At 47.2% G+C, this 19,991-nt stretch carries 17 protein-coding genes; 8 read left to right on the forward strand and 9 right to left on the reverse strand.

The window, feature by feature from the left end:
* Positions 1 to 63 precede the first annotated feature (63 nt).
* The gene (locus tag AACR75_RS08700) at positions 64 to 948 is read right to left on the reverse strand and encodes a LysR family transcriptional regulator (protein ID WP_017045956.1); all 885 of its coding nucleotides are present in this window, start codon (positions 946 to 948) and stop codon (positions 64 to 66) included.
* Between the two features lie 85 nt (positions 949 to 1,033).
* On the opposite strand from AACR75_RS08700, the gene budA reads away from it, so the two are divergent.
* The 3 genes from budA (at position 1,034) to AACR75_RS08715 (ending at position 4,390) form a co-directional block, all read left to right on the forward strand.
* A complete protein-coding gene (gene budA, locus AACR75_RS08705; RefSeq protein WP_052190311.1) occupies positions 1,034 to 1,831 on the forward strand; it encodes an acetolactate decarboxylase in 798 nt (265 codons plus the stop codon).
* Positions 1,832 to 1,931: 100 nt separating this feature from the next.
* Positions 1,932 to 3,635 carry an acetolactate synthase AlsS gene (gene alsS, locus AACR75_RS08710; RefSeq protein WP_047687772.1) on the forward strand — a complete coding sequence of 568 codons (1,704 nt, stop codon included), beginning with the start codon at positions 1,932 to 1,934 and terminating at the stop codon, positions 3,633 to 3,635.
* Complete coding sequence (locus AACR75_RS08715; RefSeq protein ID WP_013868131.1) at positions 3,632 to 4,390, forward strand: SDR family NAD(P)-dependent oxidoreductase; 759 nt, start codon at positions 3,632 to 3,634, stop codon at positions 4,388 to 4,390. The genes alsS and AACR75_RS08715 overlap by 4 nt, the downstream gene beginning before the upstream one ends.
* A gap of 268 nt (positions 4,391 to 4,658) precedes the next feature.
* Here AACR75_RS08715 and AACR75_RS08720 read toward each other — a convergent pair whose 3' ends face one another.
* The gene (locus AACR75_RS08720) at positions 4,659 to 5,558 is read right to left on the reverse strand and encodes a LysR family transcriptional regulator (protein ID WP_013868134.1); all 900 of its coding nucleotides are present in this window, start codon (positions 5,556 to 5,558) and stop codon (positions 4,659 to 4,661) included.
* A 220-nt stretch (positions 5,559 to 5,778) separates the two neighbouring features.
* Between AACR75_RS08720 and AACR75_RS08725 the strand changes: the two genes are divergently transcribed.
* The 3 genes from AACR75_RS08725 to AACR75_RS08735 all read left to right on the forward strand — a co-directional run bounded on the left by AACR75_RS08725 (position 5,779) and on the right by AACR75_RS08735 (position 11,633).
* Positions 5,779 to 7,479 carry an L-lactate permease gene (locus tag AACR75_RS08725; protein ID WP_029189968.1) on the forward strand — a complete coding sequence of 567 codons (1,701 nt, stop codon included), beginning with the start codon at positions 5,779 to 5,781 and terminating at the stop codon, positions 7,477 to 7,479.
* Positions 7,480 to 7,586: 107 nt separating this feature from the next.
* The gene (gene lldD, locus AACR75_RS08730) at positions 7,587 to 8,723 is read left to right on the forward strand and encodes an FMN-dependent L-lactate dehydrogenase LldD (RefSeq protein WP_047687773.1); all 1,137 of its coding nucleotides are present in this window, start codon (positions 7,587 to 7,589) and stop codon (positions 8,721 to 8,723) included.
* A 69-nt stretch (positions 8,724 to 8,792) separates the two neighbouring features.
* Positions 8,793 to 11,633 (forward strand): FAD-binding and (Fe-S)-binding domain-containing protein, encoded by a 2,841-nt coding sequence (locus AACR75_RS08735; protein WP_047687774.1) that lies wholly within the window; start codon positions 8,793 to 8,795, stop codon positions 11,631 to 11,633.
* Between the two features lie 13 nt (positions 11,634 to 11,646).
* Here AACR75_RS08735 and AACR75_RS08740 read toward each other — a convergent pair whose 3' ends face one another.
* Entirely contained in the window at positions 11,647 to 12,489 is an 843-nt protein-coding gene (locus AACR75_RS08740; RefSeq protein ID WP_231564153.1) for a helix-turn-helix transcriptional regulator, read from the reverse strand.
* A 14-nt stretch (positions 12,490 to 12,503) separates the two neighbouring features.
* On the reverse strand, positions 12,504 to 13,055 hold the full coding sequence (locus tag AACR75_RS08745; RefSeq protein WP_017044884.1) for a YbhB/YbcL family Raf kinase inhibitor-like protein: 552 nt from the start codon (positions 13,053 to 13,055) through the stop codon (positions 12,504 to 12,506).
* A gap of 275 nt (positions 13,056 to 13,330) precedes the next feature.
* Here AACR75_RS08745 and AACR75_RS08750 point away from each other — a divergent pair, with 275 nt between their 5' ends.
* The gene (locus AACR75_RS08750; RefSeq protein ID WP_047687776.1) at positions 13,331 to 14,800 is read left to right on the forward strand and encodes a serine protease; all 1,470 of its coding nucleotides are present in this window, start codon (positions 13,331 to 13,333) and stop codon (positions 14,798 to 14,800) included.
* A gap of 53 nt (positions 14,801 to 14,853) precedes the next feature.
* On the opposite strand, the gene AACR75_RS08755 is transcribed toward AACR75_RS08750, so the two are convergent.
* From AACR75_RS08755 to AACR75_RS08775, 5 genes are all read right to left on the reverse strand, one after another.
* A complete protein-coding gene (locus AACR75_RS08755; RefSeq protein WP_047687777.1) occupies positions 14,854 to 15,270 on the reverse strand; it encodes a MarR family winged helix-turn-helix transcriptional regulator in 417 nt (138 codons plus the stop codon).
* Complete coding sequence (gene dmeF / locus AACR75_RS08760) at positions 15,270 to 16,199, reverse strand: CDF family Co(II)/Ni(II) efflux transporter DmeF (RefSeq protein ID WP_047687791.1); 930 nt, start codon at positions 16,197 to 16,199, stop codon at positions 15,270 to 15,272. Before dmeF ends, AACR75_RS08755 begins: the two co-directional genes overlap by 1 nt.
* 182 nt (positions 16,200 to 16,381) lie before the next feature.
* Positions 16,382 to 16,903, reverse strand: a complete 522-nt coding sequence (locus tag AACR75_RS08765; RefSeq protein ID WP_026027777.1) for a DUF2058 domain-containing protein — start codon at positions 16,901 to 16,903, stop codon at positions 16,382 to 16,384.
* An 83-nt stretch (positions 16,904 to 16,986) separates the two neighbouring features.
* The gene (locus AACR75_RS08770) at positions 16,987 to 17,934 is read right to left on the reverse strand and encodes a hypothetical protein (protein WP_231564154.1); all 948 of its coding nucleotides are present in this window, start codon (positions 17,932 to 17,934) and stop codon (positions 16,987 to 16,989) included.
* Entirely contained in the window at positions 17,935 to 19,263 is a 1,329-nt protein-coding gene (locus tag AACR75_RS08775; RefSeq protein ID WP_047687778.1) for a sphingomyelin phosphodiesterase, read from the reverse strand.
* Between the two features lie 196 nt (positions 19,264 to 19,459).
* On the opposite strand from AACR75_RS08775, the gene AACR75_RS08780 reads away from it, so the two are divergent.
* Complete coding sequence (locus AACR75_RS08780) at positions 19,460 to 19,990, forward strand: RNA methyltransferase (RefSeq protein ID WP_441351399.1); 531 nt, start codon at positions 19,460 to 19,462, stop codon at positions 19,988 to 19,990.
* Position 19,991 lies beyond the last annotated feature (1 nt).

Raw genomic sequence — 19,991 nt, forward strand, 5'->3', positions numbered from 1 at the left:
GTAAGCGTGATTAACCTTACCACTTTGGCACGCTTTATCCCCAGTATCATCATGCTGGGGATGTTATTTTGGGTGACTTAATGCCTTCACCACCTTAAGCACATGCTTATTTAAGTTACTGGCTTCCCAAAGCACCGCAATTTGGCTGTTAAAAGGCATCTCCTCGATGGGAGTGATCACGGCAGAATCATCGATATGTTCAGCCAGTGATTGGGGTACAACAGCTACGCCAAATCCCGCTTGAGCCATTGCAACCATCGACCTCAACTGTGGAGCCGAAAAACGTTGATCGACACGGATGCCCACATCGTCAAACAGCGCTTTCATACCATCATGCAATGCTGGCCCCGTTTCACGAGGAAACAACAAAACGTGCTCATTTTTTAACTGAACTAAAGTAAGGCGATCTTTTTCAGCCAAGGGATGCCCTAAAGGGATCACCGCGACAAAAGGCTCTTCAAATAAAACCACCCGCTTTAAAGACTCACTGGCATAACAAGGTAAACGCACCAATGCTATATCCAACTGCTTAGCTTTCAACTGCTCAACCAACTCTGGCATCGCTTGCTCAACCGCGGTGAGATTCACGTTTGAAAAACTGTCCCTTATCTCCCGCACTCGGGATAATATTTGGGTATTCATCGCAACCGAAGTCGCAAAGCCCATCCGCACTTCATTTTTTTCTCCACGCGCCAGCTGTTTTACTTTCGCCTTCGCTCGATCCACATCATTTAAGATGGTGACCGCATCGACATAAAACATTTGCCCAGCCTCGGTCAGCTCTACCCCACGTGGTAACCGCTTGAATAACAGCGTATCGAGCTCATGCTCCAATTTCTTTATCTGCTGACTCAACGGCGGTTGAGCAATACCTAACACTTCAGCCGCTCGTGTGAAATGGCGAGTTTGTGCCACCGCCACAAAATACTTGAGATAGCGAAACTCCATATATTTTCCATATAGAAATAAATCTTATTTATATTGGATTTAGCCACGTGGAGAAGTCAATCTAAATATACACTTTATTGCATAAATGGTTATTCTCATGCGTGGATTCTACACTCCGCTTTGTGCTTGTTCTCTCGATGTAGCGAAAGAGTTTGCTGAATATCATCATGTAACGGGGGATGGAGAGATTTACCAAACTTCGTTGATGAGTGCGTTGATTGCTGGCGTTTATGAAGGCGCAACAACGGTTGAACAACTGCTGCAACATGGCGATTTTGGCTTGGGCACATTCAATCAATTAGACGGTGAACTGATCGCGTTTGATAAAGAGGTTTTCCAATTAAAAGCCGATGGTTCGGCTAACCCCGCACACTTAGCGCAGCAAACTCCCTTCGCCGTCATGACTTTTTTCACTCCTGATGTCGAAGTTCCCATCACCTCTAAAATGTCTCGTGCTGACATTCATCATCTGATTGATGAGCTAGTACCCAGTGACAATATTTTCTGCGCAGTACGCATTGACGGTTTATATCAGTTTGTCAGAACGCGTACCGTGCCGCGTCAAACTCGCCCATTTCGCCCAATGTTGGATGTTGTAAAAGAGCAGCCAACATTTAATTTCACCTTAAAACAAGGCGTTATCGCCGGTTTTAGAAGCCCGCAGTACACCACAGGTATTAACGTTCCGGGGTATCACGAACATTTCATTACCGAAGATAGAAAAGGCGGCGGCCACATACAGGACTACTCTATTTCGTCGGGCTTTTTACAAATTGGCAAAGTATCGCGCTTGGTAATTGATACCCCGACTTCGCTAGATTTCCTTAAAGCCAACTTAGCTCCCAATGACATCCGAACCGCGATTGAAAAAGCGGAAAAATAGCGCTGAACAGGAGAAAAAGAATTGAATTGAAAAAAGCCGCCAGATAGCACCACCACTTCGTGAAGAAGTGTCAACGTCAGTCAACAATAAGGGTATAAAAATGAATACAAAACCTACCACTAAAAATGGCGCTCAATTAATCGCTCAACAGCTGGAATCTTTGGGTGTCCGCTATATTTTTGGCATTCCGGGGGCCAAAATTGATCGGTTATTTGACGCCATTGAAGACACCAATATTCAAATGATCCCAGTGCGTCACGAAGCCAATGCGGCCTTTATGGCCGGCGTCATCGGCCGTTTAACCGGCAAAGCCGGAGTCACTATGGTGACCTCAGGCCCGGGCTGTGGCAACTTGGTTTCAGGGGTTGCCACTGCCAATTCAGAAGGTGACCCGCTGGTCGCTATCGGCGGCGCGGTCAAACGAGCAGATCAACAAAAGCAAACGCACCAGAGTATGGATACCGTCAGTATTTTCCGCTCTATCACAAAATCCAGTGCAGAAATTCAACATGTTGATGCCGCCAGCGAAGTGATGGCCAATGCCTTTCGCACGGCAGAATCAGGCCGACCGGGGGCATGTTTCGTTAGCATTCCCCAAGATGTGTTATCCGACCACACTCTCACCGATATTATTGTTCCATCACGTAATGCTCATTCAAGCCAAGCCAGCCCAGAAGCGATCGAAGAAGCCATTACCCGAATCGAGCAGTCACAGCGCTGCGTCGTTTTACTCGGCTTACACGCCAGTCGCGCTGAAAATGCTCACGCCATCAGCCGTTTTTTGCGCACCACTCAACTGCCTGTAGTCGGAACCTATCAAGCCGCTGGGGCAGTTGATATTAACTATTATCACCATTTCGCTGGCCGCGTAGGTTTATTTAACAATCAGCCCGGAGATGTATTGCTGCAAGATGCTGACCTGATTGTCACTATTGGTTTTAACCCCATCGAGTACGACCCAGAGCTTTGGAACGCAAAACAGTCCCCAATAATCCACTTAGACATTGAACCAGCAGAGTATCAGCTCAATTACCAACCTTGTGTGGAAATTGTCGGCAATATCGTTCAATCACTGGATGATATGATCGATTGTGTCACCAATTTCGCACGCCTCTCTCCCAAAGCCTTATCGATTTTAGAGGAAGTGGCACAACAGCGGCAGATAATAAAATCCTACCCTACTCGTCAATCTCAACATGGGTTTCATCCATTAACCTTAATCAAAGCGATGCAATCCATTATTACCCCAGACACCACCTTGTGTCTGGATATGGGCAGCTTCCATATCTGGATTGCGCGCTATTTAAGCTGTTTTCGCGCCCGTCAAATGCTGATTTCAAATGGTCAGCAAACCATGGGCGTTGCCCTACCTTGGGCGATTGGTGCAAACCTGCTTAAACCCAGTACCAAAGTGGTCTCTGTTTCTGGTGATGGCGGCTTCATGCAATCAAGCATGGAGTTAGAAACGGCCGTCCGCCTAAAATGCAACATTGTACATATCATCTGGGTCGATAACGCCTACAACATGGTCGAGATACAAGAGATGAAAAAGTATCAACGCCCGTCCGGAATAAAATTTGGCCCGATAGACTTTAAAGCGTATGCCGAATCATTTGGCGCGCAAGGCTTTGCCGTGACCGAACGTCATCAACTGATGCCTATGCTGCATCAAGCCATGGAAACTCAAGGACCTGCTGTCATCGCTATCCCCGTTGATTACAGCGACAACTACAAGTTGATGCTACCCAGAACACAAGAAAATCGAGATCCAATTTTTGAGCATATCGAAGGAGAAACAATATGAATGGTTTAACCCATAAAGTCGCTTTAGTCACGGGTGCCGCCAACGGCATCGGCTTTGCGATAGCACAGCGTTTATATGATGAAGGGGCCAATGTAGTACTGGCCGACTGGAATGAAGAGCAACTCGCCACCGCCATCGAAGCTTTTGACTCAACACGCGTCGCGGCGCAAGTGATTGACGTCTCCGATCCTAAAAAAGTAAAAGCCATGATCGATAACGCCGTATCACGCTTCGGTAAGCTCGACATTTTAGTCAACAATGCGGGCATCCACATCCCCGGCTCCGTCTTAGAAAGCAGCGTTGAAGATTGGAAGAAAATATCAGCGGTGAATATTGATGGCGTCGTGTATTGCTCTAAATTTGCCTTACCTGAACTGCTAAAAACGCAGGGGACCATAGTCAACACCGCTTCAGTCTCTGGCTTAGGTGGCGACTGGGGTGCCGCATTTTACTGCGCCAGTAAAGGCGCGGTAGTCAACCTCACTCGCGCCATGGCGTTAGACCACGGTGCCGCTGGCGTGCGAATTAACGCCGTGTGCCCAAGCTTAGTTAAAACCAATATGACCAATGGTTGGTCGCAAGAGATTAGAGATAAATTTAACGAGCGCATCGCTCTAGGACGCGCCGCAGAACCGAGCGAAATTGCCGCCGCAGTGGCCTTTTTAGCCAGCGACGATGCATCGTTTATCAATGGTGTCAATTTACCCGTCGATGGTGGCGCTACCGCTTCCGACGGCCAACCTAAAATCGTTTAACCACGAAAACTCAGCCAGTACCCAAACCATTTTCCGTGCTGGCTGATATTTTAAAACCGCATAATTCAAAACAAGCCCCATAAACCTTTCAGCCCTAAACGGCCTCCTTTTTCACAATTAGTACAACTCCAACAAACACGAAACTAATTGGGGAGGGTTAGGGTGGGGTGTTTCTTGGTTGCTGGCAGTACCCCCTCCTAACCTCCCCTAAAAGAGGAAGGAACAGAACGGTATACAGACCGAAGGCATGCTTTACATAAGTTGGCACTCAAAAATAGTGTGAAATAGTCAAATAGCGGGCACGGATGTGCTCTATCAGCAAGCGGACTTTATTCGGGGGTTGGCGAGTAAAGGGATACACGGCGTATATACCCAATTTTTTGCCCACTTGTTCCGGGAAAATATCCACTAGTTGGCCGTTACGAAAATCATGATAAACCAAACAGCGCGGTACATAAGCAATGCCGTGGCCGCCTAAAGCCGCTTTTCTCAATGCCGTGGCGTTATCCGTAGAAAAGCAGCCCGACACTGTGACAATGTAGTTTCCTTTGCGGCCTTTAAATTCCCACTCGCTGGCGCCTGTGGTTTGGTAGGCATATTGAAAACAGTTGTGGTTGACTAAATCTTCCGGTTTTAACGGTTTTCCATTTTTCGCAATATAAGAGGGAGAAGCGCACACAACCCACTGTGAGTCTAAAATATGCCGCGCAATTAGGCTTGAATCTTCCAAGTAACCAGTGCGGATCACTAGGTCAAAACCTCCTTCCACTAAATCAACAAAACGGTTATCAAGCGACATGTCTACCGTTAAGCCGGGGTGTAAATTGCAAAATTCCGCAACCGCGTCGGCCAATATTAGATCGCCTGATATAGTGGGTACCGACATTTTGATGTGGCCGCTGACATTTTCACCAAACCCAGCCACCGCATCGACGGCTTCTTGAGTGGCAAGCTTCACATTTTTCGCACCCTGTAACAGTGCCTTGCCTGCTTCGGTCAGGGTTAATTTACGCGTAGTTCGATATAATAGCTGCACGCCTAACTCTTCTTCTAAACGCGCCATTCTTTTACTAACTACTGAATTTGTAAGGCTATTCTGTTCTGCTACTTTACTAAAACTTCCCAGTTCCATCACTTGTGAAAACAATATTAGGTCGTCTGCTCGCATCTTATTATGTCAATTTTGGAATTAATTATTTTCATTATTTCCCTATATCCATAAAAAATAAAGGAGTAAATTCACCCAGAATTAACAAAAACATCACAAATATAATAATTTAGCTACCCGACGTGGCCGAAAGGTCTGTAGCCCCTACAGGATGTCTGCTCCTCAACTATCCTACTATTTAGAGCTAGTACGAAGAGCACACTTTACGAGGAAGTATCCAATGAACGAAACTTTACTGGCACTAGTGGCCTTCTCCCCCATTGTGGTGGCAGCGATTCTTTTAGTCGGGCTCAACTGGCCTGCGAAAAAGGCGATGCCCGTGGCCTTTGCATTAACTGTGGCCATCGCCCTCACCTTTTGGGATATGTCGGCAAACCGCGTGCTCGCTTCTGTTTTGCAAGGGTTCGGCATCACGATTTCCGTGCTCTGGATTGTGTTTGGCGCAATCTTCCTACTCAACACCTTAAAACACACTGGTGCTATCACCACCATTCGTAACGGTTTTACCGATGTTTCGGCTGATCGCCGTGTGCAAGCCATTATCATTGCGTGGTGTTTTGGCTCTTTTATTGAAGGCGCTTCTGGCTTTGGTACACCGGCGGCTATCGCGGCTCCGTTGCTAGTTGCGATTGGTTTTCCTGCGTTGGCTGCCGTATTGATGGGGATGATGATCCAATCCACTCCTGTCTCTTTCGGCGCAGTGGGTACGCCCATTATTGTTGGGGTAAACAAGGGGTTAGATACGCACAACATCACCGAAACGCTGATCAGCAACGGTTCAAGTTGGGATGTGTATTTACAGCAAATCACCGCCAGTGTCGCCATCACCCATGCGATAGTCGGTACATTGATGCCAGTATTAATGGCGATGATGTTGACGCGCTTTTTCGGTAAAAACAAAAGCTGGACCGAAGGGTTAGATATTTTGCCTTTTGCGATTTTCTCTGGCTTGGCTTTTACTGTGCCTTACGCGCTAACGGGCGTCTTTCTTGGCCCAGAATTTCCCTCATTAATCGGTGGCTTGATCAGCTTGGCACTGGTTGTCACGGCCGCGAAAAAAGGCTTTTTAGTACCCAAATCACAATGGGATTTTCCAGAAGAGAAATCGTGGCCCGCAGAGTGGCTAGGCTCATTAAAAATTGATATTGAGGAGATCAAAGCTAAACCGATGGGCCTTGCATTGGCTTGGACTCCCTATGTTCTGCTCGCGGTTATCCTTGTGGCAAGCCGTGTGAGCAGCGAATTTAAGTCACTGCTGGCTGGAGTGAGCCTATCCTTTAACAACATTCTGGCTGAAACAGGCATCAGCACGGCCATTCAACCGCTTTATCTTCCCGGTGGCATCTTGGTTTTTGTCGCGTTACTGGCAGTAATATTGCAGTCACGCAGTGCGACACCACTCATCAAAGCATTCGGTGAATCAAGCAAAACGCTGATCGGTGCGGGCTTTGTGTTGGTATTTACTATCCCTATGGTGCGCATTTTTATTAACTCTGGCGTCAATGGCGCAGAGCTTGCGAGCATGCCTGTCACTACCGCCAATTTTGCGGCGGGTTTAGTCGGTGATGCCTTCCCTGCATTAAGTGCCACCGTTGGCGCACTTGGGGCGTTCATCGCCGGCTCAAATACAGTGTCGAACATGATGTTCAGCCAGTTCCAGTTTGAAGTGGCACAAACACTCTCTATTTCCAGTGTGATGATCATTGCGCTACAAGCTGTTGGCGCAGCAGCGGGCAATATGATTGCGATTCACAACGTCGTCGCGGCATCAGCAACGGTCGGTTTATTGGGCCGTGAAGGAGCCACGCTGCGCAAAACCATTATTCCGACTTTCTACTACCTTGTGATGACTGGCCTTATCGGTTTAGTGGTGATTTACGGCTTTAATATGACCGACGTACTAATGACCCAGCAACCCTAAGTTTGGTGATGTGATTTGGTATCAACTTGGTTTTTATAACCATTAATCTTGTGTAATAAATGCAGAGCTCGCTAGGCGGCGGCTCTGTACAAATTAGGATTCAATCTATGATTATTTCAGCCTCCACCGACTATCGCGCTGCCGCGAAAGCGAAATTGCCTCCTTTTCTGTTTCATTATATTGATGGTGGCTCATACGGTGAGCACACGCTCACACGCAATACCGCGGATTTAGCCGACATCGCACTGCGCCAACGCGTGCTTAATGACATGTCAGAGCTCAGTTTAGAAACACAACTGTTTGGCGAACAGCTTGCAATGCCGATCGCCCTTGCCCCTGTAGGTTTAACTGGTATGTACGCGCGGCGCGGCGAAGTGCAAGCGGCGCGCGCGGCTGAAAATAAAGGCATTCCTTTTACACTGTCCACCGTATCGGTTTGCCCGATCGAAGAAGTATCATCGGCGCTGGCTCGACCAATTTGGTTTCAACTCTACGTGCTTAAAGATCGCGGCTTTATGAAAAATGTGTTGGAGCGCGCCAAAGCCGCGGGGGTAAAAAACCTCGTGTTTACCGTGGATATGCCCGTTCCCGGCGCGCGTTACCGCGACATGCATTCTGGCATGAGCGGCCCTAACGCGGCGATGCGCCGAGTGTTTCAAGCGATGAAACACCCAAGCTGGGCGTGGGATGTCGGCTTGCTCGGCAAGCCACACGATTTAGGCAATATTTCTGCCTACCGTGGCACGCCGACTAAATTGGAAGACTACATTGGTTGGCTTGGTGAGAATTTTGATCCTTCCATTTCATGGAAAGATTTAGAGTGGATCCGCGACTTTTGGGACGGCCCGATGATCATTAAAGGCATTCTAGATACAGAAGATGCCAAAGACGCGGTGCGCTTTGGCGCTGATGGCATTATCGTATCCAACCACGGTGGTCGCCAGCTTGATGGGGTATTGTCAACCGCCAAAGCCTTACCTGCGATTGCTGATGCGGTGAAGGGCGACCTGAAAATTCTGGTCGATTCGGGGATTCGCACTGGGCTTGATGTGGTACGCATGCTGGCACTGGGCGCGGACTGCACGCTGCTGGGTCGCTCGTTTGTTTATGCATTGGCGGCGCAAGGTCAAAGCGGCGTTGAGAACTTGCTCGATTTATATGAAAAAGAGATGCGCGTTGCCATGACCTTAACCGGAGCGAAAACCATTACCGATTTGTCACGAGACTCGTTAGTCAAACTTTAATCTCATGATGACAAACCAACGGTAGCCGCACGTTAACCTATCCACAACCTCAATTTAAAATGGGAAACAATGATGGCCAGCACTCTTTCAGACGCCACCTATCGTCAACTGGAAACGCAACTCGCTACGCGCATCGACCCTGAGCGCATCATCACGCAGCAAGCAAAACGCCTTGCTTATGGCACTGATGCCAGTTTCTATCGCTTGGTGCCGAAAATTGTGCTGCGCTTACAAAGCCTTGATGAGGTCATTTTTGCCATTAAAAGCTGCCGCGAGCTTGGCGTTCACTGCACGTTTCGCGCTGCTGGCACCAGTTTATCTGGTCAGGCAGTTTCTGATTCGGTCTTGATCGCCTTAACCGATGACTGGCGCGGCCATCGCATTCACGATGAGGGCAAAAAAATCACCCTACAACCAGGGGTCATCGGAGCTGATGCCAACAAATACCTTGCCCCTTTTCAACGCAAAATCGGCCCAGATCCAGCCTCAATCAACACCTGCAAAATTGGTGGAATCGCCGCCAATAACGCCAGTGGTATGTGCTGCGGCACTGCGCAAAACTCTTACCGCACTGTCGATAGTATGAAGATCGTCTTCGCAGACGGTTCCGTGCTCGACACCGCAAACCCAGAAAGCATCGCTGCATTCAAAATCGCTAAACCCGAATTGATTGAAGGTATTGCTCAACTTCATGCACAAACGGCGCAAAATCACACACTATCAAAGCTTATTCACCACAAATATCGCCTAAAAAACACCACTGGCTACGCCCTAAATGCTCTCGTTGATTACTCTGACCCGATTGAAATTATTGAACATTTGATGATTGGGTCGGAAGGCACACTCGGTTTTATTGCCGACATCACCTACAACACCGTCATTGAGCACGCGCACAAAGCCTCGGCGCTGCTTGTCTTTGCTGATATTGAGCAGGCTAGCCAAGCGGTTACGACCCTGTCCAAAACCCCAGTTGCGGCAGTCGAAATGATGGATGGACGCGCGATGCGCTCTGTCGCTGACAAAGCTGGCATGCCCGTATTTATTGCGCAATTGGATCTAGAAGCCACTGCGCTGCTAATTGAGTCTCACGCCAGCGATCACGCAACACTTCACTCACAATGCAGCGCCGTGATGGCAGCACTAAGCGACTACCAGATCATCGAATCCGTACCATTCACCTCCGATGCCAAAACAGTGGCAACCTTATGGGGCATTCGCAAAGGGATGTTCCCTGCCGTGGGCGCGGTGCGCGAAGTGGGGACAACCGTCATCATTGAAGATGTGGCGTTTCCGGTAGAAAGCCTTGCTAATGGTGTGCGCGACTTGCAGGCTTTGTTTGATCACTACCACTATCACGAAGCCATCATCTTCGGCCACGCTCTGGAAGGCAACTTGCATTTTGTCTTTACACAACGCTTTGATAGCCAAAGCGAAATTGACCGCTACGGCGCATTTATGGATGAAGTGGCCGAGCTAGTGGCAGTGAAATATCAAGGCTCACTCAAAGCCGAGCACGGTACGGGCCGCAACATGGCACCGTATGTGGAATTGGAATGGGGCAAAGACGGTTATGCCTTAATGCAACAAATCAAAACCCTGTTTGATCCACAAGGCTTGCTCAACCCCGGCGTTATTATCAACGATGATCCGCGTTCCCACTTAGCTAACCTAAAGCCGATGCCAGCGGCTGATGCCTTGGTCGATCGCTGCATCGAATGCGGGTTTTGCGAACCTGTTTGTCCATCTCGCACACTATCACTCTCGCCCCGTCAACGAATCGTCTTGTACCGCGAGCTACAACGTCGACGCGCGCAAGGTGAAACGGTAGAAGCTTCTGAGCTTGAAAAAGTCTTTGAATACCAAGGATTAGACACCTGCGCCGCAACTGGCTTATGCGCTGAGCGCTGCCCTGTTGGCATCAACACTGGCGATTTAGTGAAAAAGCTGCGCACCGCGAAATACCAAAAATTCATCCCCATTGCTACATGGACAGCGGATCACTTTGCCGCCACCACAGCCGTGGCTAAAATCGGCCTCAGTGCCAACCAATTGGCGAGCAAATGGCTGGGCGACAAGTTAGTCGGCGGCGCAACCAACGGCTTGCGTAAACTCAGCAAAGGCAAAACGCCTATTTGGTATCCACAACTGCCGCAAGCCAATCATCAGAACTTAACCATTGCAGTAGAAAACCTGCCGCGCCGTGAGAAAAAAGTGGTCTATCTACCCTCTTGTGCGAGCCGAAATATGGGCCAACAAAACAGCGCGGGCGATCAGCGGCCATTAACCGAAGTGACCTTATCGCTGCTTAACAAAGCAGGATATGAGGTGATCCTACCTAACGAGCTCAACAGCCAATGTTGTGGTATGCCCTATGACAGCAAGGGAATGAATGAGCTTGCACAGTCAAAAGCGCAGCAGTTAGAATCCGCGTTATGGCAAGCTAGCCAACAAGGGCGATATCCGGTATTGATGGACACTAGCCCGTGTGCAAAACGCAGTATTGAACAATTTACTAAACCACTGGAGATCTTAGAACCCGTCGGTTTTGTCAATAAGTATCTGCTGGATTCTTTAGCGATCAAAGCCAAAGAAGAAACTGTGATGCTGCATATCACCTGTAGTGCGCGCAAAATGGGGTTGGAAGCCGACATGCTCAAATTGACCCAAACCTGCGTCAGCACAGTGATTGTGCCAGAGCATATTCAATGCTGCGGCTGGGCGGGCGATAAAGGCTTTACCACGCCAGAACTGAATGCTGCGGCCGTTCATCCGCTCAAAGAGCAAGTCCCTGCTCACTGCGAACGCGGATTCAGTAATAGCCGTACCTGTGAAATTGGCCTATCACACCACAGCGGTATTCCATATCAATCCATTTTGTATTTGGTTGATGAAGTGTCTAAACCGCTTTGATCTACCCTCAATCTTAAAATAGCTCATTGGATAAAATGGGCTGTTTTTTTGTCTCTTTATCTAGCGTACCTTTACCTCGTATACCAAGAGTTTGTAAATACGCTTTGGGGCTTAAACCAAACTGACTGCGAAAACGTTGATTAAATCGCTGTTCCGATTGGTAGCCGCAACACTGTGCCAATATCGCTATATTTCGTTGGCCACTTTGCATTAAGTTCAGCGCGTGATTCACACGCACTTCAGCCAAAACCTCACGGTAACGGGTGCCATGTTGCTTTAAGCGTCGAATTAAGGTCGCGCGGCTCATGGCAAAGTGCGTTGCTACCCGCTCAAGTGGATGTTCTTCTTCTGGTGCCTGGGCGAGGTAGTTTCTCAGCTTCTGCTCAAAGGGTAGAGAATTACTCTCAAAGAGCCAATGCAGCGCACCTTGCTCAGCCAATTGTTGGTATAACACCATCAGTAGATAGGCTTGGGTTTCTTGGCTGATTAACGAAAGATCGAACGAGGCGAGCGCATTGAGCGAACTTTTCAGTGAGGGGCTGGTTGAAATCACAGGCCACATAACTGGGCGATCATGACTTGCGCTTAACGCAAGCATCGCCTCGGTAGGGCGGTAGGTGAAACTGAACAGCCTTGAAGAGAAGTAACCGTGTTCTGGTAAATTTTCGAAACTGAGCGAAGCTGAGGCCTCACACAACAATAACGAAGTGCTCGATAGATTAATGGCCTCTTCCTTATGAAACAGTTTTTTACTGCCAGATTGGATCTGAATCAAGCTTGGAGAGTGAATCCTCACATTTCTCAGCCTTTGTTGCTGAGCGGCTCGAAAGGTGGTGACTTGGTATTGGTGATTCATCACTCCCCCATGAATTAGCGTGTATAGGTTGCGGTCAGCGTCGCTTTTTCTAACGCCAAACTATTGAGGGTAAAACCAACCACCGCAGGTGATACATCGGCCGCCAAATTGAGTTTTTCCGTCGGGAGAGCCCATACCGTAAACTGGTAACGGTGCATTCCGTGCCCTTCTGGCGGACAAGCACCACCAAAACCAACGCTGCCATAATCGATACGTGTTTCTATTGCACCGAGCTTTTTGACTTCAACCCCACGTGCTAGCTCACTCACTGTCGCTGGAATATCCAGCGCAATCCAATGCCAAAAGCCACTTCCTGTCGGAGCATCTGGATCAAAAGCCGTAATAGCAAAACTTTTGGTTCCTTGAGGTGCATCAGTCCAAATTAAGTGCGGCGAAAGATTCTCCCCAGAACAACCCCAGCCTGAAAATTCAAAGGTTTTTGCCATCGGGTGGCCTTCTTGGATATCACGGCTGCTGAGTTGCAGAGCGTTTGCCATCCCTGTAAATAATAGGCTGGTGGTTAACGTCGTGGTGACGATGGCCGAGCTAAAAATCGTCGAGTTCATTGTTTTCTCCTATGAATAAGTTCATGAACAAGTCTAGCAACATCACCCATACAACATCCGACAGAAAGTATCATTTTGACGCTTTAAATATTGAAAAGTGATACTTTTTGTTGAGTCTATGCCTCTACCATCATCGAGAGACTACTGGAGAGGACTGCTATTGACAATATTACGCACAATTAAGTTTACACACATATCGAGACTATTTTTGAGCCAATACTCTCATAGGCTCATATGCTTTATGAGGCATTTATTGCCACATAGAGGAGATCAAAATGCAATTATCAATACGTCTACTTGGCTTAATAGCAGCAGTGGTGTTGAGTTCTACTCAAGCGACTGCTTCAATAGAAAAAGAATCACTCCCCACCATTGCGGATAAAGTAATCCATCCGCATTCTTTAACAACCCACCAATCTCTAACCACTCACTATCCAATCCATTCGCCGGGAGCCAGCTTTATTAAGGTCCACTTTGATAAGTTTCAACTCAGCAAAGGGGGAAGCGTCACACTACGCTCTCCACACAGCAATGAAAGTATCACCTACGACAGTTCAGAGAACGGGCCTTTATTTGCCCGCTCGATTAATGGGGATAGCGTTATCGTGGAGTGGAAAACCGGTGAACATCCTGACCAAGCACAGATCTCAATTGACTATTTTATGGCAGGGAATGAAAGTGCCACGTTATCACAACCGAACCTAGCCGCTGATAACTCTGGGTTGTTTTCAACCTGTGGCATCAATGAAAGAAAAGATGTTGCTTGTTGGAGCGACTCACACCCTGAAAAAGTGGCGTGGAGTAGCGCCGTAGCAAGGCTACTGATTGATGGCCGTAGCTTATGCACGGCTTGGCGTGTCGGGCCCAATAATCACATGATCACCAATAACCACTGTGTATCAACAGCCTCTGAACTAAAAAATACTGAAGTATGGTTTAATTACCAACGCACGACTTGCGGCGGTAGCTTGGATACCACAGTAAAAGTCATGGGCAATCAGTTATTAAGCACCGATTATACCTTGGACTACACATTATTCACGGTGGCTAATTTCGAGCAGCTAGGACAATTTAGTTACTTAGGCTTAGACAATTCAGAGCCCAGCTACGGCACGGGTATTTATATTCCACAACACGGCGCTGGTAACCCCAAAGAGTTGGCGATAGAAAGCGATCAAAATGGCTCTGGCATGTGCCAAATTGATATAGCCTCTACCAATGGTCGCGGTGCCAATACCGACACAGGGTATTTTTGTGACACTATTGGCGGCTCTTCTGGTTCACCTGTATTGGCCTCTGAGAGCCATAAAGTCATTGCACTACACCACTTTGGGGGATGTGAAAACCAAGGGGTCAAAATCAGCAAAATCTGGCCTCAGGTTGCACCATTCTTTGATAACCAGTTGCCCGTAGGGAAAAAAGGAGGCACTCAACCTCCGCAAGATGGCGTCATCCAACGTGGGCAAAGCATTACTGGCATCACCTTGAGCAAAGGCCAACAAAAACGATTCATTTTACCTGCATCAGAACGCCAAACAGCGGTGAAAATTTCGATAACCTCTGGGCAAGGCGATGCCGATCTCTATACCCTTTCAGGCAATCCACCGACCAAAAGAGTCTTTGATTGTCGGCCTTACCAATCAGGAAGTAATGAGCAATGCTTAGCAGAGCCAAATGCTGAGGATCTGCATATCATGATCGATGCATACTCGAATTTTTCTGATGTAACATTACAGGTAGAATAAAACAGAAAATTAGCTGACCAACCACTTGCAAGTCGCAAGTGGTTGGTCATAGTTTAAAACTCTTGGTTCATTTTTAGCAGGCTGTTGAGTAATACTGTTTCTTCGTTTGCATCCAAGTATCTCGTCAGATCTTTCACTAACTCCACATGCAACTGATTATGCTGGCGATGAATTTTCTGACCTTCCGCGGTTAAAGTCACGACAATCGATCTTCTGTCATCCGGGTGCGCGCCGCGTTCAATCAACTTGGCATTCACTAACTTCTCTATTTGAACGGTGAGCGTACCAGTTGTGATACCGAGTTTTTGCGCTAACTCTTTCATTCTCATCGGGCCATGAATACCTAACACCTCGATGGTGTGGATCTGCGCCAGGGAGTAGCCTGTTTCTCGCACCACAGATTGCTCCCATGAGGACATCTTGTCGTAAAATTCCGTTAATTGTTGATTCAGTTTTTCGATATTACTCATCATGCCATCGGGTGAACTTCAAGGGTAAGGTGGTGGATTTTATCAAACTTCGCCAGTATTTGTTTATATTCTGCCACGGTTTTATCAACATGAGATTCTAAGATAATCGCAGCTGAGTAGTGATGACCACTGATTTTCCAAATATGGAGATCTTTAATCACCGCAAATGCGGCTAGCTCTTCTTCAATTAAACGTCGATAGGGTTGCTCGATGCTTTCATCTAATAAAATGGGGCTAGTCTGCTTGATAAGAGCTATTGTCCACTTAGCAATCACGGCAGCGCCGACGATGCCTACAACAGAATCTAACCAGTTCCAGCCATAATATTTTCCAAACAATAGCGCCACAATCGCCAGAAGAGAAGTCAAGGCATCGGCAAGAACATGCAAATAGGCAGCTCGTAAATTGTGATCGTGATGGTCATGGTCATGGTCATGGTCATGGTCATGGTCATGGTCATGGTCATGGTCACTATGATGGTGGTGATGGTTATCATGCAACAATAGCATGCTCACTAAGTTCACCAGCAAGCCAATGATGGCGACAATAATCGCTTCATTAAATTGAATCGCTTCGGGATTGAATAAACGATGAACCGATTCCACCACCATCAGCAACGCCACAATACCTAATGCAATCGCACTGGTGTAGCCTCCCAACACACTCACTTTACCTGTACCAAATGAGAACTTCTCACTGTGTGCATGCTTTCTAGCATAACGGTAAGCAAACAGCGTAATGCAGAAAGCAGCCGCATGAGTACCCATATGCCAACCATCGGCAAGTAAAGCCATCGAACCGAAAATAGTACCAGAAATGATCTCCGCTACCATGGTGACAAGCGTGAGCAAAAGAACGTAAAACGTGCGTTTCTCATTTTGGTCTGCGCTAGCGATAAAGTTATGACGATGCTCGGTAGTAAACTGCAAAATCCCACCCACTTAGTTTGATAATCAAAATATTTGATTTAAATTTAGTTTGATTGTCAAACATTGTCAACAAACTCTGTCTATTAGTACCGAAACCATTGGGGGAAATAGGCTAAGTGGAAAGTAGAGGTAGGAAGGGAGAACGAGAGCCCTCCTCCGTTGAGAAGGAGAGCTGGAAGGAATTACCACATCAAATCATCAGGGACTACGAAATCCGCGTACGGATCATCTTCAGCAGGTAGAGATTCATCGGCAGTTTTATTTTCGATAATGCTCTCTTCATCACGCATGAAGATTTTATCCGCTACCACACCCGGGATGACAGCATAGCCATCTTCATAACGCGCGATAGCCAGGATTCCTTTACTCAGTTGATCACGAACCAATGAATCGACATAAAGTGACTTCACCAACTTACCATCAACAAAGTTGTATTTGATTTCACCGTGTTTTAGATCCAGCTTATTCATCTCAATCAGTTGTTTTACTTGAGCACGAATTTCTTTGCTCAACAACTGCTCTTTTTGCTGTTTATTCAGTGCCTTGTCGCGCTCTTGTTGCTCGACTTTATTCGCTTCTACTGCCGCTTTCACTTCACGTGCTTGCACGCGCGATTTTTTAGAGCTCTTTTTCGCTTTGCTGAGTTTTTTGGCGTTAACTAAACCCGCTTTTAGCATTTGCTCTTGTAGAGATAAGGTTGCCATGATCAATCCAAGTCAGTTATTTGCTGGTGAGTTTAACGGTTCATGGCGAGTGAATAAAGAGCGCTGTAGTTATCTTATTCATCCTAACGAGCAAAAAATGCTTTTCTAAACTCATAACGCTGCTTTGCCGCGTAGCGCACCCATTCTTCTGTCGAAAGGGTGGCATAGGCTGTCTTTCTCTGGTTTGAGAGCGTCTTTTCTAACTGCGCTAACGCTTGCTGGTAGTCAATGACTTGAGCAGCCTGCGCTTGTTGCTCGATTTGGCGATGGGCCACCTCACTGCGCTCATGTTCATTTAAGTAAAGTTCGGCCAAACCTTGTTGTACTTCTAAGCGCTGTTCTAACGATAAATGTTGAGGGATCAGCCGAATCGCTTGTTCATAGCGTGCATTACCTGTGTTTAATGAAAAGGCATCCCATTGATATTGATGCTGTGTAAGCCGCTGTTCAATGCTCTGCAACGCCTCTTCTACGGAAGCAATGCCTTCGTAGTCATTGGGTTGCTGTACAAAATCATCATAAGCGTACTGATCAGCAAACAAGATATCCGCTTGTCGCCCCCATACTTGTTGATCAATCGATTTTACATAAGCCATTTTGTCACCTAATTCCGTATCCTGACTGATGAGTTCCATTCCAAGCAACGCGTCACGTTCCGCCTGTTTTTGCCAATAGAGTGCAACCAGCTCATAGCGTTCATGGGGCAACTGCGTTTGTAATTGTTGTAGCCGCGCAGCGCACACATTTTGCTGACGACACTGTTGCCAAAACTGCTCTATTCTCTCTCTCAGCGCTTTGCCTATTTCTGTTTGCAGCGTTTCACCAACGAGTGTCCACTCTTCATGGGTTTGATGATCGCGATTAGCCAGCAAAGCAACGCTACTTTGCTCTGGCAAACGCACCGTGCCCGGCAATGCAACCTCAATTCTATTGGGGGGTGTTTGGATAGTGGGAAACTCATCCCTCTTCACCCACCAATAGCTTGCGCTGCCGGCTAAGGCAACGCAGATCAATAACCTAACCCAACGCATCTAGCGGATCTCAGCTTTAACCGGAAAGTGATCCGATAAATTGTAATGCTGCCATAAACGCTCGTCCGTGGTTCTTGGCACCAGCACAGTATTGCGGTTTTGTTGTTCGCTTGGTTGTGCAAACTCTTGGCTTACCACCACATAATCGAGGTACTCCACGTTTTCACCACCGGATAAGGGTTCTCCTGCAAAATCATTGATGCGCGGATCAAACGTTGATTCGGTATAGCCTGCGTAGCTAGGTTCGGTTGACGCAAGATTCGCGAGCATGTTTTGATAGTCATCGGCAAATTTACGTTTATTCACGTTAAAATCACCGCCATAAATCACCGTTTCTGTGCTGGGAATAGAGAACGATTGCGCAAAACTGCGCATCTGTCTGAACTGACGTTGACGATAATCGCGAGCGGTATCGGTATCAAACGAGGCAGTATGCGTTGCAAACAGATGATAAGCCTGACCATTTTTGATGATTTCAGCATAATTCACCCCTTTATCAGCAAAACAGTCAGTTCCCGAGCAATCAGGGAAAACATATTGTCCTTGGTTAACAATTGGGTAGCGGCTGACGATGATCACTCCGCCGTCATGGATATTCACCCCAGACTTATCGAGCATTTTCGTTTGGTACGGATACTCTTTTGCCAGCTCTCGAAGAAAGGCATCACGCCCCGCAGCAAACACTTCTTGCAGCATTACGGCATCATATCCTTTGATATGTTGAGGGATGATAGCAAAACGCTCGGCAATATTTGAAGCAATCACAGGTAACGCCCAAACGTTATAGGTCATCACTTTTAAGGTCTCAGCATCGGGTGTTTCTTCTGTATTCGTTGGCGTAATGGTGTAATAAATATCGTCGTAACGAGTGGTGCTGACGGATTTAAACGCAAGCTCGGTTGGACGTTCAATCAACTGCGTTGAGTAATAACGGTGAACCGCACGATCATTTTGCCACTGAAGAGGAATATCTCGTGCTTGTACCCCATGCTCAATGCTTGAGTTATACCAATGACCTTCCATCTTCTGCTGTAAAGAGAAAACCTGCCCTTGCGGCAAAGTCACCATGGTTTCAAATTGGTACGTTTTGCCAGATTTCACCCCTTGCCAGCGGTTAAAGCTGAGCACCATTTTAGTTTCCCACGGGCCTAGCGTTTCACTGTGTTGCTGCCATTCACTGCCTTGTTGCAACTGATCAGATCCGGTCTGTTTCACGGCAATAGACATTGGCAGCGCAGAGTTATTGGTTAAATAAATATCGGTGTCCGCCAATGCCGCATGAGCAGCAAGAGACAACCCAAATAGAATGACTTTATTAATAATCTTCACGTTTTCATCCTTTAACTGTGAAAAAATAAATTAAGCCATCCCCCTATGAAATATTGATGTAAGAAATACGACAGTTTGAGTACTCCAAGAAAGGTCACGAAAAATATAAAAACTATTGAACGATTTATCGATATTTTTTCTTTCAAGGCAAATTTTAGCGTTATACTGCCCGCCCCAAATTGTGAGAGGATTTTTTGTGGAACGTGAAATGTCAGTGATCATTGGTTTGTGTAACCCTAAAAGCCCAACCAACGTAGGTGGTGTGATGCGCGCGGCAGGTTGCTACCAAGCATGCGCGGTTCGCTACAGTGGTGAGCGTTATGATCGCGCAGTGAAATTTCAAACCGACACAAAAAACATTCAAAGTAAAATCCCGCTCACCGCGATGGTAGAGATCACGCAGGACTTGCCAAGTGAGATGAAAATCGTCTGTGTTGAACTGGCAGAAGGGGCGACACCACTGCCCGAGTTTATTCACCCGGAAAAAGCGCTGTATGTGTTTGGCCCTGAAGATGGTTCTATTCCACAAGAGATAGTTAACCAAGCCAGTGAGGTTGTATACATCCCAACAATTGGTTGCATGAATTTGGCCGCGAGCGTCAATGTGCTGCTGTATGATCGATTGGCAAAATCCAAGCTCGATATTGATCACAGCCAACGTATTCTCGATAGCCGAGATGTGAAAAATCGTTTGAAGTTTAAACGTACTGAACAACCTGCCACTTAAG

The organism is Vibrio sp. ZOR0018, assembly GCF_963865925.1.
In the GTDB taxonomy this organism is placed as follows: domain Bacteria; phylum Pseudomonadota; class Gammaproteobacteria; order Enterobacterales; family Vibrionaceae; genus Vibrio; species Vibrio anguillarum.

Excerpts from the sequence above, each read along its gene's own strand:
- AACR75_RS08700 (WP_017045956.1), bottom strand. The coding sequence starts at position 948 with ATGGAGTTTCGCTATCTCAAGTATTTTGTGGCGGTGGCACAAACTCGC.
- budA (WP_052190311.1), top strand. The coding sequence starts at position 1,034 with ATGGTTATTCTCATGCGTGGATTCTACACTCCGCTTTGTGCTTGTTCT.
- alsS (WP_047687772.1), top strand. The coding sequence starts at position 1,932 with ATGAATACAAAACCTACCACTAAAAATGGCGCTCAATTAATCGCTCAA.
- AACR75_RS08715 (WP_013868131.1), top strand. The coding sequence starts at position 3,632 with ATGAATGGTTTAACCCATAAAGTCGCTTTAGTCACGGGTGCCGCCAAC.
- AACR75_RS08720 (WP_013868134.1), bottom strand. The coding sequence starts at position 5,558 with ATGCGAGCAGACGACCTAATATTGTTTTCACAAGTGATGGAACTGGGA.
- AACR75_RS08725 (WP_029189968.1), top strand. The coding sequence starts at position 5,779 with ATGAACGAAACTTTACTGGCACTAGTGGCCTTCTCCCCCATTGTGGTG.
- lldD (WP_047687773.1), top strand. The coding sequence starts at position 7,587 with ATGATTATTTCAGCCTCCACCGACTATCGCGCTGCCGCGAAAGCGAAA.
- AACR75_RS08735 (WP_047687774.1), top strand. The coding sequence starts at position 8,793 with ATGATGGCCAGCACTCTTTCAGACGCCACCTATCGTCAACTGGAAACG.
- AACR75_RS08740 (WP_231564153.1), bottom strand. The coding sequence starts at position 12,489 with ATGAATCACCAATACCAAGTCACCACCTTTCGAGCCGCTCAGCAACAA.
- AACR75_RS08745 (WP_017044884.1), bottom strand. The coding sequence starts at position 13,055 with ATGAACTCGACGATTTTTAGCTCGGCCATCGTCACCACGACGTTAACC.
- AACR75_RS08750 (WP_047687776.1), top strand. The coding sequence starts at position 13,331 with ATGCAATTATCAATACGTCTACTTGGCTTAATAGCAGCAGTGGTGTTG.
- AACR75_RS08755 (WP_047687777.1), bottom strand. The coding sequence starts at position 15,270 with ATGAGTAATATCGAAAAACTGAATCAACAATTAACGGAATTTTACGAC.
- AACR75_RS08765 (WP_026027777.1), bottom strand. The coding sequence starts at position 16,903 with ATGGCAACCTTATCTCTACAAGAGCAAATGCTAAAAGCGGGTTTAGTT.
- AACR75_RS08770 (WP_231564154.1), bottom strand. The coding sequence starts at position 17,934 with ATGCGTTGGGTTAGGTTATTGATCTGCGTTGCCTTAGCCGGCAGCGCA.